This is a genomic window from Coleofasciculus sp. FACHB-1120 (assembly GCF_014698845.1).
Taxonomy (GTDB): domain Bacteria; phylum Cyanobacteriota; class Cyanobacteriia; order Cyanobacteriales; family FACHB-T130; genus FACHB-T130.
In genome coordinates this window covers 46,582-65,687 of record NZ_JACJTV010000030.1, presented here as the reverse complement: position 1 = coordinate 65,687, position 19,106 = coordinate 46,582, and the positions used below count along the sequence as shown (strand labels likewise).

Here is a 19,106-nt window from a genome sequence, read left to right as displayed (position 1 = left end):
AAAACAACGAAATCTAGATTCTCGAAAAATTGATTGGCAATTTACTACCGCTGATGCTCGCATTAAGCTCAAGCGTCTTTACCCATCAATTCAAGCTTGACAAGGTACTACTTTCATCAGGGCGATTATCTGCAAGCTTTTCAACTGAAGCAAGAGCAGCGTTCCCTGGAGCATCAATACGGGTTCCGTTCTTTTACGGGTGCCGGACGCCTACAGCCTTATCGGCAGGCTTTGAACCCAGGCGTCGCAACAGGGGGAGACGCGCGCCTAGGAGGGTCGATTCCCCAGGAAATTGCCGCTTCTGGTCGGCAGCAGGATGTCACTCGCCTCATTGACCGAATCAGCCGCAATGACTACAAACTGATTGTGGTTCACGGCCCTTCTGGAGTTGGTAAAAGCTCAATTATCACGGCTGGTTTAGTTCCGGCACTCCAGCTCAAGAGCATCGGCGCACGGGATGTTTTGCCCGTCGTTATCGAGGTTTATAAAGATTGGGTGGGGACGCTGGCGAGACAATTAGCGAAGGAACTCAGAGCTAGAAACCAGGAGTCAGAACTCCCTTTAGAGGAGGAGGAAGACGCCCAAACCCTTCCCGTCTCAATTGCGTCTGTACAGGAGTCAGAAGATAGCAGCGAAGCGAGAATGGGTGAAGAAACTTTATCTTTACAGGAAATCTTAGAAGAAAGCGATCGCGCCCAAGAAACGCCAATGCCTGCGGTGCCGCCGACCTTAGTCACTGCCAACCTCTTAGAACAGTTGCGACACAATAGCGATCGCAATCTGTTAACCGTTCTGATTTTTGACCAGTTTGAAGAATTCTTTTTTGTCTGTACTAACCCAGCCACGCGGCGGCAGTTTTATGAGTTTTTGCGCGACTGCCTCAACATTCCTTTTGTAAAAGTTATTTTGTCTTTGCGAGAAGACTATCTACATTATTTACTAGAGTGCGAACGACTTCAGTATTTAGATGTAATCAATAATGACATTTTAAACCAAGATATTCGCTACTACTTGGGGAATTTTTCTAAGCCAGATGCGCGGCAGATTGTCAAAAGCTTAACTGAACGCTCTCCATTCTTTTATTTAGAGCCGCAGTTAATTAATCGGTTAGTGGAAGATTTGGCTGAAGAACTAGGAGAGGTGCGCCCCATTGAGCTGCAATTAGTGGGTGCCCAATTGCAGGAAGAAGAAGACAAAATCACCACGATGCAACAGTATCAGCAATTGGGTTCTAATCCCAAAGCCGAACTGGTTGAGCGATTTCTGAAAAAAGTTATTGGGGATTGTGGCACCCAAAATGAAGCCGTGGCTTGGAATGTTTTATTCTTATTGACGAACGAGAAAGGGACGCGACCCCTGAAGACGAAGCAAGAGTTGGCAACCGTATTGCAACTTGAGGCGGAAAGAGCAGTGGGCGGGGAAATGCCCCTACTAGACTTAATTTTAGAAATTCTTGTAGGATCTGGTTTGGTTTTTGTGATTTGGGAAGGGTCAGAAGCCCGTTACCAATTGGTTCATGATTATCTAGTCGATCGAATTCGTCAAAAATCCGATCTGAACTTGAAAGCCCAATTAGCACAAAGTGAGGAAAAGCTGTATCAGGCACGGAAACAACAATTGCGAACGATTGGCGTCGGCATTATGATGACAATCCTGGCAGTTTCTGCCGGGGGATTTGCGCTGCGAGCCGAAGCTCAAAGAAAACTGGCAGCGATCGCGCAAACAAATGCTCAACTGACTGCTCTGAGTGCTTCTTCCGAAACCCTTTTTGTCTCCTACAAAGAATTTGATGCCTTAATCGAAGCCTTGAGAGCCGGAAAAAGCCTCAATAATTCCGTTGGAGTAGAACCCGATACCCAAATGCGCGTCGTCACGGCGATGCAGCAGGCAATCTATGGGGTACAAGAGCGCAATCGCCTGGAAGGACATCGTGATGTCGTTTGGAGCGTGAGCTTTAGCCCCGACGGTCAGACAATTGCCTCTGCCAGCGTCGATAAGACCGTCAAACTTTGGCGGCGCGATGGCAAGATCCTGACAACCCTGACAGGATCTCAGGGCCATCGTGACAGCGTCACCAGTGTCAGTTTTAGCCCCAACGGTCGCCTCTTAGCTTCGACGGGTTCTGACAAGACTATAAAAATCTGGCAAACAGACGGTACTTTACTGAGAACGATTAACAAAGCACACAGTAGTTTGGTTAATCACGTCAGTTTTAGCCCCAATGGTCAAGTATTCGCTTCGGCAAGCGATGATAGAACGGTAAAGCTCTGGAACTATCGCACCGGCAAGTGGCTGAAAACGTTGAAGCACAACGGGAAAGTCACCAGCGCCAACTTTAGCCCAGATGGTCGATTTTTGGCATCAGCGAGTGACGACAAAATCATCACCATCTGGGATATGGCTCCTACAGCACTTAAGCAACCCTTTAAAATTCTCAAGGGACACACTGGCAAAGTAACCAACCTCGATTTCAGTGCAGATGGACAGTTGTTAGCGTCAGCCAGCGATGATAAAACAGTTAGGCTTTGGAACTATCGTACTGGGCAAATGATTCGGGTTCTTCAGGGGCACAGTGAGTGGGTATTTGGCGTGAGTTTTAGTCCCAATAGCCAGATGATTGCCTCTGCCAGTAATGACAATACCGTAAGACTTTGGCAGCGCAACGGGAAGCTACTGAAAATCCTTCGGGGGCATAGCGATGGGGTTACAAGTGTCAGTTTTAGCCCCGATGGTCAGACGATTGCTTCTAGCAGTTACGATAAAACCGTCAAATTTTGGCGACTGAATGATATGTCGCGCACTGTCTTAAAGGGACATACCGATCATATTTATGATGTAAGTTTTAGTCCCGATGGTCAGATGATTGCTTCTAGCAGTCAAGATAATTCGGTAAAGCTGTGGGACAAAAGCGGTGCTTTGCTTGCTACGTTGAATGGGCATAAAGATCGGATAAATAGTGTGAGTTTTAGCCCAGACTCTCAGTTGATTGCTTCTGCTTCTCGTGACAAGACGCTGAAACTTTGGAATCGATCGGGTACGCTTCTCAACCCCCTGAATGAGCCGAATAAGCATAGCGATTGGGTTTTGGATGTGGCGTTTAGTCCCGATGCCAAGATGATTGCTTCGGCTTCTCGCGATAAGACAGTGAAGCTTTGGAATACTTCGGGCAATTTGATTAAAACTTTAACTGGGCACCGCGATCGCGTCAATGCAGTGGCTTTTAGCCCCGATGGCGAATTACTGGCGACTGCCAGCGACGATCATACGGTGAAACTCTGGACTGCTGAGGGAAGATATCTGGAAACCTTACCAGGACATAGTGGTTGGGTTTTGGATGTCGCTTTTAGTCCGGATAGTCAGCTAATCGCATCCGCGAGTTATGACAATACAGTTAAACTTTGGCGGCGCGATGGTTCTTTATATCGAACTTTGAAAGGGCATACAGATAGCGTTGCTCACGTTAGTTTTAGCCCGGATGGTCAAATTCTGGCGACGACAACCTGGGAAAATACGGTTCAATTATGGCGACTGGATGACACGTTAATTAAAACGCTCCAAGGTCATAGCGATCGCGTTACCAGTGTGAGTTTCAGCCCGGATGGGAAGATTCTAGCTTCTGCCAGTAAGGACAAAACCGTGATGTTGTGGAATCTGGACCTCGATAATCTCCTGGCACGCAGTTGTAGTTGGGTGCAAGACTATCTAGAAAACAATCCCAAAGTCCGAGAAAGCGATCGCCAACTTTGTGAGAATTAGTGGTTTTTAGTTATTTTAGATGAACCGCAAAGATGCACTAGCTTTCGCGAAACGGCGCGGATGCGCGAGAGGGATGCGCTCTCTTCGCTAGAGAGCCGCAAGGAAGAAAAGAGAGAAGAAACTAAGGCCTTGAGCGATAAACTAATGGCTAATCGACTCATCTCTAACAACAATGGCAAATGTTCGCTTAGAAGGAATTACCCGAAAATATAATAATGCCACTGCGATTGAGGATATTTCCTTTGAGGTGCCGGATGGGCAGTTCTGGGTGATGGTGGGACCTTCCGGTTGTGGTAAATCCACGATTTTGCGGACAATTGCGGGTTTGGACACGCAAAGTAGCGGCAATCTCTATATTGGGAATACCTTGATGAATGGGATTCCCGCTAGGGCAAGAGATGTGGCGATGGTGTTCCAAAACTACGCCCTCTACCCGCACATGACGGTTGCTAAAAATTTGGCTTTTGGTCTGCGGATGCGCGGAACTGATGCGAAAACGATGCAGGAACGAGTAGAGACAGTCGCGCGATCGCTTGATATCGCCCATCTCCTCGACCGCAAACCCAAGCAGTTATCAGGAGGACAGCAGCAACGGGTCGCATTGGGGAGAGCGATCGCTCGTCAGCCCCAAGTATTTTTATTAGATGAACCCCTCTCTAACCTGGATGCCCAGCTGCGAGACGATACTAGGGCAGAACTCAAGCAATTGCACCAACAAGTGGGAATTACTACGATCTACGTTACCCACGATCAGGTAGAGGCGATGACTCTAGCCGATCAAATTGTGGTACTTAATCGCGGTCAGATTCAACAAATTGGCGACCCGCAAACAATTTATGCGCGACCGGCAAATTTGATGGTTGCCACATTTCTAGGCAATCCACCGATGAATATTCTCCACGCGACTTATACGGGTGAAGTTTTTCAGGTAGGGAATCAGTCTTTATCTTGTCCTCCAGCGCTTCAGGAAAAGTTACAACTCAGACAAGGGCAAGGCGTGGAGTTAGGGATTCGCCCAGAGCATATAACAAATAAAGATGAGAAATTAAACACTGAAAATGAACAGGAACCAGAAGCATTTTGTCGGGATGGAGTCTTGCCCCTACAGCACTCCCTTTTGATAGTTGAGGTGAAGCTTGTAGAACCCCTGGGACGAGAGACGCTGATTCGGGCGAATTTACCAGCGTCTGGGGTGCCGCTCAATATTCAGGCTGCTTCAGATTGGCGGGGTCATTCAGGCGATCGCATTTCTGTACAACTCGACCTCAATCAGTTATTTGTCTTTGACCCCACCACGGGCGATGCTTTGTTTCCTTAAGAATTCGCGACTTGTTAACAGCTTTGAAAATATTTCTCAACAATTTGCAATATTCTCTCAGATGAGCGACCATCGCCAAATGGATTAATTGCCGTTGCCATTGTTTGATAAGCGCTGCGATCGCTGAGGAGTTCTGTTGCCGCCGCCACAATTTGATTAGGGTTCGTTCCCACCAATTTTGCCGTTCCCGCTGCTACCGCCTCTGGTCGTTCGGTGGTTTCCCGCAATACCAATACCGGCTTCCCCAAACTTGGTGCTTCCTCCTGCAATCCTCCAGAATCAGTCAACACCAAATAACAGCGTTGAATCGCCCCCACCAGTTCGGCATAATCTAAAGGTTCTGTTAAGAAAATTCTGGGATGATTACCGAGAAGTTTTTGTAGCGGTTCTCGCACAGTTGGATTGCGATGGAGCGGCAACAGTAAGGCTGTATCCGGGAATTTATCTAAGATTTGGAGAAACCCTTCCGCAATTTCCCGTAGGGGTTCCCCCCAGTTCTCGCGTCGATGGACTGTTGCCAGCAGCGTGCGATATCCATTCCAATCCAAGCCGGGAATTGGGCACTCTGGCTGACTTTTCGCCACCGTTAATAAAGCATCGATGACTGTATTGCCGGTGTGGTGAACTTCGCCCGTGACTCCAGAACGTTGCAGATTTTCTACTGCTAAGGTTGTGGGGGCAAAATGCAGCTGAGTCAGCTGAGAAATTAATCGGCGATTGGCTTCTTCTGGGTAAGGATTAAATAGCTCATCGGTGCGTAATCCTGCTTCTACATGACCGACGGGAATTTTTTGATAAAACGCTGCCAAAGCTGCTGCAAAGGCTGTGGTTGTATCTCCTTGAACTATTACCAAATGAGGCTGTAACTGCTTAAATACAGTTTCTAGTCCTCGCAAACTACGACAAGTAATATCTGTCAGAGTTTGTTGATGTTGCATAATTTCTAAATCTTGGTCGGCATTCAGCCCAAATAGCTGCATGACTTGCTCGACCATCTCTCGATGCTGACCCGTCAATATTACGTGAGTTTGAAAAGTTAGCGATCGCTGAAACTGTTGGATAACAGCTGCTAGCTTAATGGCTTCTGGACGAGTTCCCAGTGTGATACAAACTTTGATAGGAGATGGTGGCATGAAAATTTAGCTGAATTGGGAATCATGGGAATCGTTGGCGATCGCGTCGTGCCTATAACATTGCGATCTCCAATTATTCCCATCCTACGCTTGCCATTTTCCTACGAAAAGACCCGGCAGGTGCCGGGTCGCAGAACTCTTGCAGATAACAGACTAACTTAATAAAAGCGTTCACAGGTCATTTAAGAATCTAGATCGCAGGTTAGTGGGCAAGCTGCATAGATAGAGGTGTGGAGAGGATTGGCTTCACCATGCAGCCAGTGCAACCAACGGACTTCTTGCGGATTTACACCCTTTAGGGTTAGCAATGCCGCACCAGCGACAACTGCCAAAATATTTCCGCCAATTAAGGCTCCAGCAACCAACAAAACCGCGCTAACTGGCAGCACAGATTGTAAAGCGATCGCTAATAAAGCACCAATTGTAACCATCAAAACAACTAAGGGGAAACCCACCACCAGCAAGCAAACCCCTAGCGTAAAAGTCCAGATCAAAAAGCTCTTGACCATAGACAATGAATAAACTTTTGACAAACCTTGATTCTGACTTAATTGCATGATCCTTTCTCCTGATAGTCAAAGACAAATTTATATGTGGAAAATGACTTTTAATCGATCCCTTGGCATCGACTAATGTGAAAATCAGTATAGTTAATCCTTTTCTTTAGATGAGCCGTTCTTAATCAAAATTTACAGTCAATCCCGAACATTTATGGATGCGAATTTTTTCTTGATGTTCTATATTAGACTGCCATAGAAAACGACCATCATCCAAAAGATAGAGATTTGAAGAGGTTTTAGGTTTCAGCCTTTTCCACCAATCGAGCAATTTTGTAGCCCAACCAGTGGTACGAGAAAACAACCAAAGCCGCTTTCAGTATCCTTAACATATCTTATAACTTTTGACAGGTATTCTCATAATTCAACTCATCTAGCTTTTACAGGCAAACCGCGAACCGACCGCTGGGTTGCTGCTGCTGCTGTTTTGAGCTGATAAGAGAATTTTGGCGTGAAATGTTAGTGAGCCGAAAGTTTTGGGAAAACTAGGAATAGGAGTTTTTAAAGCTCCCCAAACAAAAGCTGTAGAGTATTCCACCGAATCGCTTCGTGCCTTAAAAGAACGTATTCGCGGTCTATCCTTAGCTTTTTCTGTACCGATTCCTACAAATTTTCAATCAGTGGTAGTTGAAAGATGACAGAACCGCAGCGTCCGCCCATGTCACCACCGCCTCCACCCCGCGTCCCCCCTCCACCCCCGCCAGGAATGCGACCTCCGGCTAGGGATGCAGCTGCCACCGTTTCCACTCAGCAGCAGCCCATGCAAACAATGCAGATGACTGCACCTCCTCCCCCTCATGCAGGGGCAGCTTCTGTGCCTCCTCCACCGAAAGCGCCTCCCCCAGCCGCTGGGACAGGAGTTCGATCCTCTGCCACAGCTGCCTCGGCAGCGTTAGCAACCGCAACAACAGTGGTGGCTCGAACGCCTGCAAGAGGAGCTGGCCCGAGTCCCGGACAGCCGACGTTAAAAGAAATTGTTGTCAAAGCTCATGAAAACGGAATTTCCGACATCCATGCGGGTGTCGGTGAAATTCCTCGCTACCGCAAGCGGGGCGACATGGAGATGACCGATTATCCGATGACGGATGAAGCGACATTCATGAGCTGGTTGCGAGAGGTGATGACTGACGCTCAGATTCGGGAATTTGAAGAGCGCTTAGACTTTGACGGCGTTACGCAGTATGAATTCTCTCGTGCCCGGATCAACGTGTTTGGCTCAATGCGCGGCCCAGCGATGGTGATGCGATTGATCCCGAACGATATCCTGACTTTGGAGCAGCTGCGGTTGCCAGAGGTGTTCAAGGATATTTGCCATTACCATAAAGGATTGATTTTGGTCACAGGCCCCACGGGTTCGGGTAAATCCACCACGATGGCTGCCATGATTGACTACATCAATAAGGAGATGGCGAAGCACATCATCACGATTGAAGACCCGATTGAGTTTGTTCATACCAGCCGCAAGTCGCTGATTAAGCACCGGGAAGTAGGGTTGAACACGTTAAAGTTTGACAACGCGCTGAAAGCGGCGTTGCGGGAAGATCCCGATTTGATTCTAGTTGGGGAAATGCGGGATAAAGAAACCGTCAACACTGCCCTCAAAGCGGCGCAAACGGGTCACTTGGTAATGGGAACGCTGCACACCAATAGCGCTGTGAAAACGATCGAGCGGGTTCTCAACCTCTACTCGGCAGAGGAGCAGCATTCGATGAAAATAGCGATCGCTGAATCTCTAGTGGCGATCATTTCCCAAGGATTGTGCAAAACGACCGATGGCAAGCGTGCCGCTTTCCATGACATCCTGATCAATACTGAAGCAATCAAGGACTACATTAAGGAAGGTAAGTACGAAGACATTACCGGAATCATGCTAGGCTCCGGTTTTGACGGCATGATGACGATGAACAAAGCCCTCCTTGAGCTTTACCATGAGGGTCGAATCACCGAAGAAATTGCTCTGGAAATGTCGCCCACTCCGAACGAGATGGCTCAGTTCCTCCGAGGTCGAGTGTAAAAATTACATATTTAATTTTTAATTAAGCAAGAAAGAGGAATTTCCTCTTTCTTTTTTTTATTCTTTTGGCATATTTTCTTGACTCAAAATCCACTCTCTATTCCCCAGCTCTTTAAAGGTATTGCCCTGTTTACGCCAGGGGGAGATTTAATTTATTGCATCGATCCGAATAAGCAGAGCCACTGGCACCTGCATCTGTGTGCTGGATTTCAAGAAATGCTGGGATTACCAGAACCTCCCCATTTTTTAGTGCCAGCCTATACTGCGACGATCGATCGGTGGCTCGATCCTTACACCCAGGAGTTACGGATTGCGGCTGAGGTTTATTTGCCGGTGCGACGGCATCAGGCGTTGCTGAATGGGATTTTCCAGAATATCAACTTGCACAATTGGCAAGTTGCTCCTTGGCCCCCAGAATTAGGCGATCCGATCGTATTAGAAACTTATCGTCACCAATTTCCCCAACTTTGGGAAAACCACGATTTAATTGTGCGCTTGGAACGCACAGGTTTCCAGCCTTCATTCCGCCCAGTTTCGACTCCTGGATACGTCTTGCGCCTGTTTGTTTCCGGTCATAATGGAGCCACCGAACACACTCTCCAAAGTCTGCATCAGTTGTTGGAGCAGTCTCTCGGTCATCCTTATACTTTGAAAGTGATTGACATCTTCAAACATCCAGAGCAGGCGGAGTCAAATCAGATATCTGCTACACCCACCCTTGTTAGAGTTTGGCCCGAACCTGTGCGGCGGATTGTGGGGGATTTGGACAATATTGAGAGAGTCTTACAGGTTCTTGGGTCTGTAGATTATTGAAGTAGAGGCACGCGAGTGTCGTGTAAGAGTATTTCACTTGAAGGTCGCCATAAATAAATTGCTGGAAGTGGCTACTGATAAGACGCGATCGCGATAAGTCTTCTACAATCCAAAATCTAAAATCCTTATGTCTTGTCTCTTATTTTAATCACTGGTAGGAATACAGGCGTCTGGCGCGCACAACCCCGGAAATTTCAAGGTTGTCACTTCCAGAGTAGCAACATCGACACGACGGATAGCATGGTTATTGGTGTCGGCAATGTATAAATGAGAGCTAATCCCACTCACTCCTGATGGCTCATAAAATCGGGTGCTGGTGCCTTGACCATCTTGGTTCCCTGCCGTCCTATCCCCCAAAACTGTGATGCAAATGCCAGTCTTTGGGTCAACTCGCTTAATTTTGTGGTTGTAGCTATCAGCAACCCAGAGGCAATTATGGGCGTATTCAATGCCTAAACAATGCTGGAGCCGAACCTCAAAGCCTTCACCATCGATATCCCCAAACCCAAATAGTTCACCACTGCCGCAGATTGTTCGTACCTGAGCCTTTTCACCCAATCCGACGCCACGGATTGAGCTAATTTCGCTGTCGGCAACGTACAACTCTTGTCCGTCGGTGGTAATGCCGCTGGGTTGGGAAAAGGCAGATTCGTCAAGATTTCCATCGACGCATGATTCTGCACCAATCCCTGCGTAGGTACCAATGATGCCGGTTTCCATCTGCATTTCCCAGATTTGGTGGAGTCCCGCCATCGCAATAAACAAGCGATTTCCTACTTTTTCTAAATCCCAAGGAGAATTGAGCGGTGTTTCTCGTGCCGTACCCCTGTAGGGGCGAAGGTGATAGCTTTGTTCGCCAGTCCCGGCAATTGTTTCCACCTTTTGATTCTTCAGGTCAATCTGTCGCAGGGCATGATTTTCGGTATCGGCAACATAGAGAATGTCATTTTCTGCGTCGAGTGCCATGCCTTGGGGAGCGAAAAACTGAGCGTCGGTAAAGGAGCCATCGGTTAAGCCTTGTTTGCCAGTGCCAACGATATGTATCACTTTCCCGGAAAGGGTAGCGATCGCAATCCGGTGATGTCCGGAGTCAGAGATGAACAGGCGATCGCTTGCTTCATCCGCTAACACTTTACCGGGAAAAGCCAACGGCGTTACCAGCGGTTGCCGCTGTTTTTCTAAAATAAGGCTGATTTCTTGAAAATTAATCGTTCCTCGCTCTTGGTGTTGTTGAATCAGTTGCAAAACCAGTTCCTCTACAACATCCCGATCCCCTTCCCCAGATACACAGCCAATGACGTAACCTTCTGGGTCAATCATCATCAAGGTGGGCCAGGCACGGACGGCATACTCGCTCCAAATAGCAAAATTGCTATCAACAACGACTGGATGCTCAATGTCGTAACGCAGAACTGCCTGACGGATGTTTTCCACCTCTTTTTCGTTGTCAAATTTGGCAGAGTGGACGCCAATCACCGTAAGGCTATCTTTGTATTTTTGCTCCAGGTACTTCAACTTTGGCAGTACGTGCAGGCAGTTGATACAGCAATACGTCCAAAAGTCAAGAATTACCACTCGTCCTTTTAATTCCCGCAGGGAAAGGGGACGGTCTGTATTTAACCAGGTTTGTTTCTGGGGGAATTCTGGCGCTCTAACACGGGGCGTCATCATGTCTCCTTTTTACTGACCGCAACAGGAACAAAGCCGCTCCTCACGAAGTATGTTGTAAAGCTAATCCTGTTCGGTTAAAGGTTATCGGTGGGAATTGCCGGTATATCGAGACGCATTCGTGAAACGGCAAGTTATGTAAGGGACTTTCAGAAAAAAGATTCATCCACCCTCCTAGGGGCAAGGACAAAGCCCGTGCCCCTTACATCTATTGTTAAGACCGATTTATTGATTCCTAGGAAGTCTTTAAGGCGTAACGGCTTCCCCTAGCTGAGCATTCTCTGCATTATTTTCCTCTGTTGGGGCTTCTAGTTCCGGTGTTGCCGGTTGTGATTTTTGGAAGAAACGACTAGGGATATCTGGCTCAGCGGGAGCTTGGATAATCCGTAACGGTGGAGCCGCAGCAGATTTAGGCGTCAATACGTCCTTGAAATCAACTTTTGGTTTTGCTTGAGCCGATTGGGTTGTCTGTTCAGTCTTCTGCTTTACAACTTCAGGAAGCACCGAAGTTGTCGGCTGAGGCGAGGGCAGTGGTTGTATTGAACTCTCTGGTTGAGGAGGTGCTTCCTGAAGTGGCTCTTCTGGCATTGGAGATGGGACTATCTCCGGTAGGGTGGGCGGTAAATTGGGTGCCGGATTGCCAACACCTGCATCTGGACGCCGGAAGCGATTGAAGAATCCCCCTTTGGGTTTTTCTAACTGTTTTGCTGCTGGAGGTACTGGGGGCGTAGATGGAGCCGTTTCTACTTCTGGGATTGCTTCTGGACTTGCTTCTGGACTTGCGATTACCTCTGGTAAAGTCCCTGGTTGAGGAATATTGTCTGGTGTGGGTAACACAGAAGGCTCCTCAATTGCCTCAGGCACTGGCAGTGCAGGCGCTGGGCTAACAGGGGTCTTGGAACGCCGGAAGCGATTAAAGAATCCACCTTGAGGCTTTTCTAACTGTTTTGCCGCTGGGGGTGCCTCGGCTGGCGCTGCTGGCTCAACTTCAGAGGGCGTCGGTTCTTCTTTACCCAGCTCCGGTGCTGGTGTTTCTTCAACGGCAGGAAGTTCTAATGGTTCGGGGGTCGGCGTAATCGATGGTGCAGGGGCTGCCGTCGGCACTGGCGTCTTCCCAGTGTAGTTGGGGTTTACAATCCCGCGAACAGCAGCCGCTGACAGTTCCCCACGTACCAATTTAGAAAGGGTATCTTTGCCTTTCGGTTCGTAGGTAATTACCCGCGCGGTGTTGTTGAAGACGTTTGTAACTGGATTTCCTTGTTCATCTAGAAATTCCAGTTTTACCCAGTTCTTCCCTGAGTTAAACCCTTTGAGGTAAAGGGGTTGCCATCTGTCCATGACAAAGCTTTGACCATTTACGGTGACGCGAACTCGCCAGTCAGCAATTTCATCGTCGGGATTGGACTGGGCGACTAAATGCAGGGGGGCGTTAGTCAGGTAGAAGTCCAGCATAATTGGCTCAGCTCCATAACTGCCTGTGGGGCGGCTATAGGTCAACAGAGGCTGCCCTGGATTGGGGTTGTTGTCCGTTGTCTTAGTGAAAAGGTGAAAGGTTGTTTGAGCGTAAGCGCCTTCATTTTTGAAGCTTTCGTGCCAGGGACGGGAGGCAAAAACCCGTAGGGTGTGGGTTCCGGGCGCTAAATCTTCAAAGACGAGGGGCTGTTCTAAGTCATAAACAGCTTTGTAAGGCTGGTTGTCCAGGATGACGTGTAAATGGGGGCCGAGACCGAGTTGGGGATCTTTGAAGATGGGTAGATCCCGAACTTGGAGTCGCACTGCTACTGTTGTGTCTTGAAGAACTTCATCCGTTTGGGGACTCAGGATGGTGACTTGAGGCTGAAAACTCTCCAAATCTGGGCGCAGCTGTTGAATGACCTCAGGAGGAGAGACCTCTGAGATTTGCCCACCTAGGGAAGATGAGGGCTTGGAGGTGCCTGATGGGGTCGTCAGGGCGCGATCGCCACAACCGACTAAACTCCCCACCAAAACAGTTGCCACCAGCAACGAAACTAGCGTTCTCACAGGGTTCCACCGGCGATTCATGCCCAACACGCACTCCTACTCCTTCCGCGACCAACATCAAACAAAATATCGAGACCTGTCCATAGGGAACTATAGCCCAAAAGCATCAACTACCCCGCTCGAAATGCCGTGAATTTCAGCCTTTGACAACCCAGAAGACACGGAGTTTAAATGAGCTGATAGTTGCGTTTTGTTAACTAAATTTAATCCCTCTTGACTTTTTAACACTAAATATGGAGGTGCAAGCTAAGTTGCATCAATAACTTGACCAAATTTGAATTATTGTTAAGTGGCTCGAAATACTCAGTAAACCTAGTCCTATTATCTACAAAGATAGAGGGTGTGGTTTTTCAACCCTTCCTCTCAGAGAACCCTTTAAAACGGGTATTCCATAAATTGGGGAAAGCAGTTCTTCCCAGCCTGCGTTCCTACCCATTAAAATCAATTTTCAATGGGACAGAACTCGTTCCTTGTCTAGAGAGAGGAGAGTCCTCATGACAATCAGTCCTCCGGAGCGAGAGGAGAAAAAAGTAAGGGTTGTTGTCGATAAAGATCCAGTACCCACTTCATTTGAGAAGTGGTCTCAGCCGGGTCATTTCGACCGCTCCCTTGCTAAAGGACCAAAAACCACCACCTGGATTTGGAACCTTCACGCCCTCTCGCATGATTTCGATAGTCATACCAGTGACTTAGAAGACGTATCTCGGAAAATTTTTGCCGCGCACTTTGGTCACTTAGCCGTGATCTTCATCTGGCTAAGCGGTATGTATTTTCATGGCGCTAAGTTTTCAAACTACGAAGCTTGGCTAGCTAATCCTTTAGGCGTCAAGCCTAGCGCTCAAGTCGTTTGGCCTATCGTTGGTCAAGATATTTTGAATGCCGATGTGGGCGGTGGCTTCCACGGGATTCAAATCACCTCCGGCTTGTTCCAGGTTTGGCGGGCAGCTGGCTTCACAAACACATTCCAGCTGTACTGCACTGCCATCGGTGGCTTGGTAGCAGCAGCTCTGATGCTGTTTGCTGGCTGGTTCCACTATCACAAGCGGGCTCCTAAACTGGAATGGTTCCAGAATGTGGAGTCAATGCTAAACCACCACCTAGCTGGATTGCTGGGTCTGGGGTGCTTGTCTTGGGCTGCTCACCAAATCCACGTGGCATTGCCCACCAACAAGCTCCTGGATGCGGGAGTCGCCATCAAAGATATTCCGCTCCCTCACGAGTTCATCTTGAACCGTGACTTGATGGCCCAACTGTATCCCAGCTTCAACCAAGGGTTGACACCATTCTGGACTTTGAATTGGGGTCAGTATGCTGACTTCCTAACATTCAAAGGCGGTTTAAATCCCCAGACGGGTGGATTGTGGCTGTCAGATACGGCACACCATCACCTAGCTTTGGCAGTACTCTTCCTGATCGCCGGTCATATGTATCGGACGAACTGGGGGATTGGTCACAGCATTAGGGAAATTCTAGAGAACCACAAAGGTCCCTTTACAGGTGACGGTCATAAGGGTCTCTATGAAAACATGACCACATCCTGGCACGCGCAGTTGGGAACCAACCTTGCCATGCTGGGTTCTGTGACCATCATCGTGGCTCACCATATGTACGCGATGCCTCCGTATCCGTACCTTGCCACTGACTACGCTACTCAGTTGTCCATATTCACTCACCACATGTGGATTGGGGCATTCTTGATCGTTGGCGGAGCAGCTCACGCTACCATTTTCATGGTGCGGGATTACGATCCAGTGGTGAACCAGAACAACGTCCTGGATAGAGTGATTCGTCACCGGGATGCAATTATTTCCCACCTCAACTGGGTTTGTATCTTCCTAGGCTTCCACAGCTTTGGCTTGTACATCCACAACGACACGATGAGTGCTTTGGGTCGCCCCCAAGATATGTTCTCGGATACGGCGATTCAGTTGCAGCCGGTGTTTGCTCAGTGGGTGCAAAACCTGCACACTCTGGCTCCTGGCGGCACAGCACCTAACCAGCTAGAACCAGTAAGTTATGCCTTCGGCGGCGGTATCGTTGCTGTAGGCGGCAAAGTAGCGATGATGCCAATCGCGCTGGGTACGGCGGACTTCATGATCCACCATATTCACGCTTTCCAAATTCACGTCACTGTTCTGATTCTGCTGAAAGGCTTCCTGTTTGCCCGTAGCTCTCGTCTGATTCCAGACAAGATGAATTTGGGCTTCCGCTTCCCTTGTGACGGCCCCGGTCGTGGCGGTACCTGCCAAGTTTCTGGTTGGGACCACGTGTTCTTGGGTCTGTTCTGGATGTTCAACACTATTGCGATCGCGGTTTACCACTTCAGCTGGAAAATGCAATCCGATGTGTGGGGCACAGTCAACGCTGATGGCACGGTGGACCATATCACCGCAGGTAACTTTGCGATGAGTGCCATCACTATCAATGGCTGGTTGCGTGATTTTCAATGGGCACAAGCTGCTCAAGTGATTCAGTCATACGGTACAGCCCTCTCAGCCTACGGTCTGCTGTTCCTGGGCGCTCACTTTGTGTGGGCATTCAGCCTGATGTTCCTATTCAGCGGTCGTGGCTACTGGCAGGAGTTGATTGAGTCGATTGTTTGGGCTCACAATAAGTTAAAAGTTGCCCCTTCTATTCAGCCTCGCGCTCTGAGCATCATTCAGGGTCGGGCTGTTGGGGTTGCTCACTTCCTCCTGGGAGCGATCGTCACGATATGGGCGTTCTTCGAGGCGCGAATCCTTTCAATAGGATGATTTAAGCCTGAGTAACGAGTGCTGAGTAAAGAGTAAGATGCTCTCACTCCTCAGCACTCAGCACTGATAATTGAGGAGACTATGGCGACAAAATTCCCCAAATTTAGCCAAGACCTCGCTCAGGACCCGACTACACGTCGGATCTGGTACGGGATTGCAACGGCTCACGACTTTGAAAGCCATGATGGGATGACAGAAGAAAATCTTTATCAAAAGATTTTCGCTACTCACTTCGGTCATGTGGCAATTATCTTCTTGTGGGCCTCTAGCCTCCTGTTCCACGTCGCCTGGCAAGGTAATTTTGAACAGTGGATTAAAGATCCGTTGAATGTCCGTCCCATCGCGCATGCGATTTGGGACCCCCACTTTGGTCAACCGGCAGTAGATGCCTTTACCCAAGGTGGTGCGACCTTTCCAGTGAATATTGCCTACTCAGGTGTCTACCACTGGTGGTACACCATCGGTATGCGGTCAAACAATGACCTGTATCAAGGTGCAGTGTTCCTGATTGTCCTGTCTGCAATCTTCTTGTTTGCAGGCTGGCTGCACCTACAGCCCAAGTTCAGTCCTAGCCTTTCTTGGTTCAAGAGTGCCGAGCCTCGGCTGAACCACCACCTGGCAGGTCTGTTTGGCGTTAGCTCCTTGGCTTGGGCAGGTCACTTGATTCACGTTGCGATTCCCGAATCTCGCGGTCAGCACGTAGGTTGGGATAACTTCCTAACAACGCTGCCTCACCCCGCAGGCTTGGGACCGTTCTTCACCGGCAACTGGGGTGTCTACGCTGAGAACCCAGAGGCTGCTAATCATGTATTCGGTACCTCTCAAGGTGCTGGAACAGCGATTCTAACGTTCTTGGGTGGCTTCCATCCCCAGACACAATCGCTGTGGCTGACGGATATGGCTCATCACCACTTGGCGATCGCAGTCATCTTCATCATCGCCGGTCACATGTACCGGACTAACTTTGGGATTGGTCACAGCATCAGAGATATGCTGAACGCCAAAAACTTCTTTGGCACCAAGACTGAAGGGCAATTCAACCTGCCTCACCAAGGGTTGTACGACACCTATAACAATTCTCTACACTTCCAGTTGTCTATACACCTGGCAGCGCTGGGAACTGCTACTTCCCTGGTAGCGCAGCACATGTATGCGATGCCTCCCTATGCTTTCATCGGGAAGGACTTCACAACTCAAGCAGCGCTCTACACACACCACCAGTACATTGCTGGTTTCCTGATGCTGGGAGCATTTGCCCACGCAGGTATCTTCTGGGTGCGGGACTACGACCCAGAACAGAACAGAGGTAACGTCCTCGATCGGGTACTCCAGCACAAAGAAGCGATCATCTCGCACCTGAGCTGGGTTTCCCTATTCCTGGGCTTCCACACCCTAGGTCTGTACGTCCACAACGATGTTGTGGTTGCCTTCGGGACTCCCGAAAAGCAGATTCTGATTGAGCCAGTATTTGCCCAGTTCATTCAGGCTTCTCACGGAAAAGTCCTATACGGCTTAGATACTCTCCTGTCTAATCCTGATAGCGTTGCCTCGATGGCTGGTGGGCCTTGGCTTCCCGGTTGGCTCGATGCTATCAACAACACCACCAACTCTCTGTTCTTGACAATTGGCCCTGGCGATTTCTTGGTTCACCATGCATTCGCCCTCGCCATCCACACCACCACCCTGGTTTTGGTCAAGGGTGCGTTGGATGCTCGTGGCTCCAAGCTGATGCCCGATAAAAAGGACTTCGGCTACGCCTTCCCTTGCGACGGCCCCGGTCGTGGCGGTACTTGCGAACTCTCTGCTTGGGATTCCTTCTACCTCGCTGCGTTCTGGATGCTGAATACCATTGGTTGGGTAACCTTCTACTGGCACTGGAAGCATCTGGGGATTTGGCAAGGCAACGTGGCTCAGTTCAATGAGTCTTCTACTTACCTCATGGGCTGGCTGCGCGACTACCTCTGGCTGTACTCCGCTCAGCTGATCAATGGGTATAACCCCTACGGCATGAATAACCTGGCGGTTTGGGACTGGATGTTCCTGTTCGGACACCTAGTTTGGGCGACTGGCTTCATGTTCCTGATCTCTTGGCGTGGTTACTGGCAAGAGTTGATCGAAACCCTTGTCTGGGCACACGAGCGCACTCCTCTGGCGAACCTCGTTCGCTGGAAGGACAAGCCGGTTGCTATGTCCATCGTCCAAGGTCGTGTGGTTGGTCTAGCTCACTTTGCAGTCGGCTATGTCTTGACCTACGCTGCCTTCCTGATTGCCTCCACTGCTGGTAAATTTGGTTGATCTCCTGTAGTTCGCTGAATCGATGCATTTTAGGTAATTAAAATAAAATCCCCTGCCTTCGGGTAGGGGATTTTTTTATAAGATTGTCTAAAATTCCCAAGGAAAATGTAGCTTAAAATAGCAAAGTATTTTATATAAAATGTCTAATAAAATAGCAACTGTGAGTAACTTAAACATTAATAACGTCACCCATCAGCTAATAAAGATTCAAGAGCAAAATAGCAATTGTAGTTTGTGGCAATTTAGAAGCTTAGTTAGCGCTAATCAATATCTTCGGCTATATAGAATTTTTTTTAAATATGTTCCAACCGGAAATGAAGTATTAGATTGGGGTTGTGGGAACGGTCATTTTTCTTACTTTTTAGTAAAGGCTGGCTATAAAACCTTTGGATTTGCCTTTGAGGACTTTTGTGTTCGGGAAACTCTTAACAGCTCAACTTATGAATTTAGAAAAGGGAGTGCTGAAGATCCAACAGCCATTCCCTATCCAGATAATAAATTCAAGGCAATTGTCTCTGTAGGGGTTTTAGAGCATGTCAGAGAGACTGGAGGAAATGAAATTACCAGCTTACGGGAAATATTCCGCTTGCTCCAACCAGGTGGCGTTTTTATCTGTTACCATTTCCCGAATCAGTTTAGTCTGATTGAAGCGATCGCTTCCCGCTTGCCCCACAAATACCATCATCAATATCGTTATACTCGCCAGTCAATCAAAACGCTTTGCCAAGAAACCGGATTTGAGGTTCTAGAAGTCCAGCGTTATGGTTTTCGGTAGTC

The 19,106-nt window shown here is 48.6% G+C and carries 11 protein-coding genes; 7 read left to right on the top strand and 4 right to left on the bottom strand.

The features are described 5' to 3' along the window. The first annotated feature begins 96 nt into the window (after positions 1-96). On the top strand, positions 97-3,756 hold the full coding sequence (locus tag H6H02_RS21350) for a WD40 repeat domain-containing protein (RefSeq protein ID WP_242040811.1): 3,660 nt from the start codon (positions 97-99) through the stop codon (positions 3,754-3,756). A 172-nt stretch (positions 3,757-3,928) separates the two neighbouring features. After that, on the top strand, positions 3,929-5,074 hold the full coding sequence (locus tag H6H02_RS21345) for an ABC transporter ATP-binding protein (protein ID WP_190821490.1): 1,146 nt from the start codon (positions 3,929-3,931) through the stop codon (positions 5,072-5,074). A gap of 14 nt (positions 5,075-5,088) precedes the next feature. Here H6H02_RS21345 and wecB read toward each other — a convergent pair whose 3' ends face one another. Then, positions 5,089-6,207 (bottom strand): UDP-N-acetylglucosamine 2-epimerase (non-hydrolyzing), encoded by a 1,119-nt coding sequence (gene wecB, locus H6H02_RS21340; RefSeq protein WP_190821489.1) that lies wholly within the window; start codon positions 6,205-6,207, stop codon positions 5,089-5,091. A gap of 182 nt (positions 6,208-6,389) precedes the next feature. Continuing rightward, on the bottom strand, positions 6,390-6,764 hold the full coding sequence (locus H6H02_RS21335; protein WP_190821487.1) for a hypothetical protein: 375 nt from the start codon (positions 6,762-6,764) through the stop codon (positions 6,390-6,392). A gap of 634 nt (positions 6,765-7,398) precedes the next feature. Here H6H02_RS21335 and H6H02_RS21330 point away from each other — a divergent pair. Both H6H02_RS21330 and H6H02_RS21325 read left to right on the top strand, forming a co-directional pair. Further along, on the top strand, positions 7,399-8,778 hold the full coding sequence (locus tag H6H02_RS21330; protein WP_190821485.1) for a type IV pilus twitching motility protein PilT: 1,380 nt from the start codon (positions 7,399-7,401) through the stop codon (positions 8,776-8,778). Between the two features lie 78 nt (positions 8,779-8,856). Beyond that, on the top strand, positions 8,857-9,591 hold the full coding sequence (locus tag H6H02_RS21325) for a circadian clock KaiB family protein (protein WP_190821483.1): 735 nt from the start codon (positions 8,857-8,859) through the stop codon (positions 9,589-9,591). A 144-nt stretch (positions 9,592-9,735) separates the two neighbouring features. Here H6H02_RS21325 and H6H02_RS21320 read toward each other — a convergent pair whose 3' ends face one another. After that, positions 9,736-11,259, bottom strand: a complete 1,524-nt coding sequence (locus H6H02_RS21320) for a thioredoxin-like domain-containing protein (RefSeq protein WP_190821505.1) — start codon at positions 11,257-11,259, stop codon at positions 9,736-9,738. A 246-nt stretch (positions 11,260-11,505) separates the two neighbouring features. Then, complete coding sequence (locus H6H02_RS21315) at positions 11,506-13,302, bottom strand: hypothetical protein (protein ID WP_199329428.1); 1,797 nt, start codon at positions 13,300-13,302, stop codon at positions 11,506-11,508. Positions 13,303-13,775: 473 nt separating this feature from the next. Between H6H02_RS21315 and psaA the strand changes: the two genes are divergently transcribed. From psaA to H6H02_RS21300, 3 genes are all read left to right on the top strand, one after another. Continuing rightward, a complete protein-coding gene (psaA, locus tag H6H02_RS21310) occupies positions 13,776-16,034 on the top strand; it encodes a photosystem I core protein PsaA (RefSeq protein WP_190821481.1) in 2,259 nt (752 codons plus the stop codon). Between the two features lie 81 nt (positions 16,035-16,115). After that, complete coding sequence (gene psaB / locus H6H02_RS21305) at positions 16,116-18,329, top strand: photosystem I core protein PsaB (RefSeq protein WP_190821479.1); 2,214 nt, start codon at positions 16,116-16,118, stop codon at positions 18,327-18,329. A 160-nt stretch (positions 18,330-18,489) separates the two neighbouring features. Continuing rightward, positions 18,490-19,104, top strand: a complete 615-nt coding sequence (locus H6H02_RS21300; protein ID WP_206757305.1) for a class I SAM-dependent methyltransferase — start codon at positions 18,490-18,492, stop codon at positions 19,102-19,104. Positions 19,105-19,106 lie beyond the last annotated feature (2 nt).

Excerpts from the sequence above, each read along its gene's own strand:
- H6H02_RS21315 (WP_199329428.1), bottom strand. The coding sequence starts at position 13,302 with ATGAATCGCCGGTGGAACCCTGTGAGAACGCTAGTTTCGTTGCTGGTG.
- H6H02_RS21320 (WP_190821505.1), bottom strand. The coding sequence starts at position 11,259 with ATGACGCCCCGTGTTAGAGCGCCAGAATTCCCCCAGAAACAAACCTGG.
- H6H02_RS21335 (WP_190821487.1), bottom strand. The coding sequence starts at position 6,764 with ATGCAATTAAGTCAGAATCAAGGTTTGTCAAAAGTTTATTCATTGTCT.
- H6H02_RS21330 (WP_190821485.1), top strand. The coding sequence starts at position 7,399 with ATGACAGAACCGCAGCGTCCGCCCATGTCACCACCGCCTCCACCCCGC.
- H6H02_RS21345 (WP_190821490.1), top strand. The coding sequence starts at position 3,929 with ATGGCAAATGTTCGCTTAGAAGGAATTACCCGAAAATATAATAATGCC.
- psaB (WP_190821479.1), top strand. The coding sequence starts at position 16,116 with ATGGCGACAAAATTCCCCAAATTTAGCCAAGACCTCGCTCAGGACCCG.
- psaA (WP_190821481.1), top strand. The coding sequence starts at position 13,776 with ATGACAATCAGTCCTCCGGAGCGAGAGGAGAAAAAAGTAAGGGTTGTT.
- wecB (WP_190821489.1), bottom strand. The coding sequence starts at position 6,207 with ATGCCACCATCTCCTATCAAAGTTTGTATCACACTGGGAACTCGTCCA.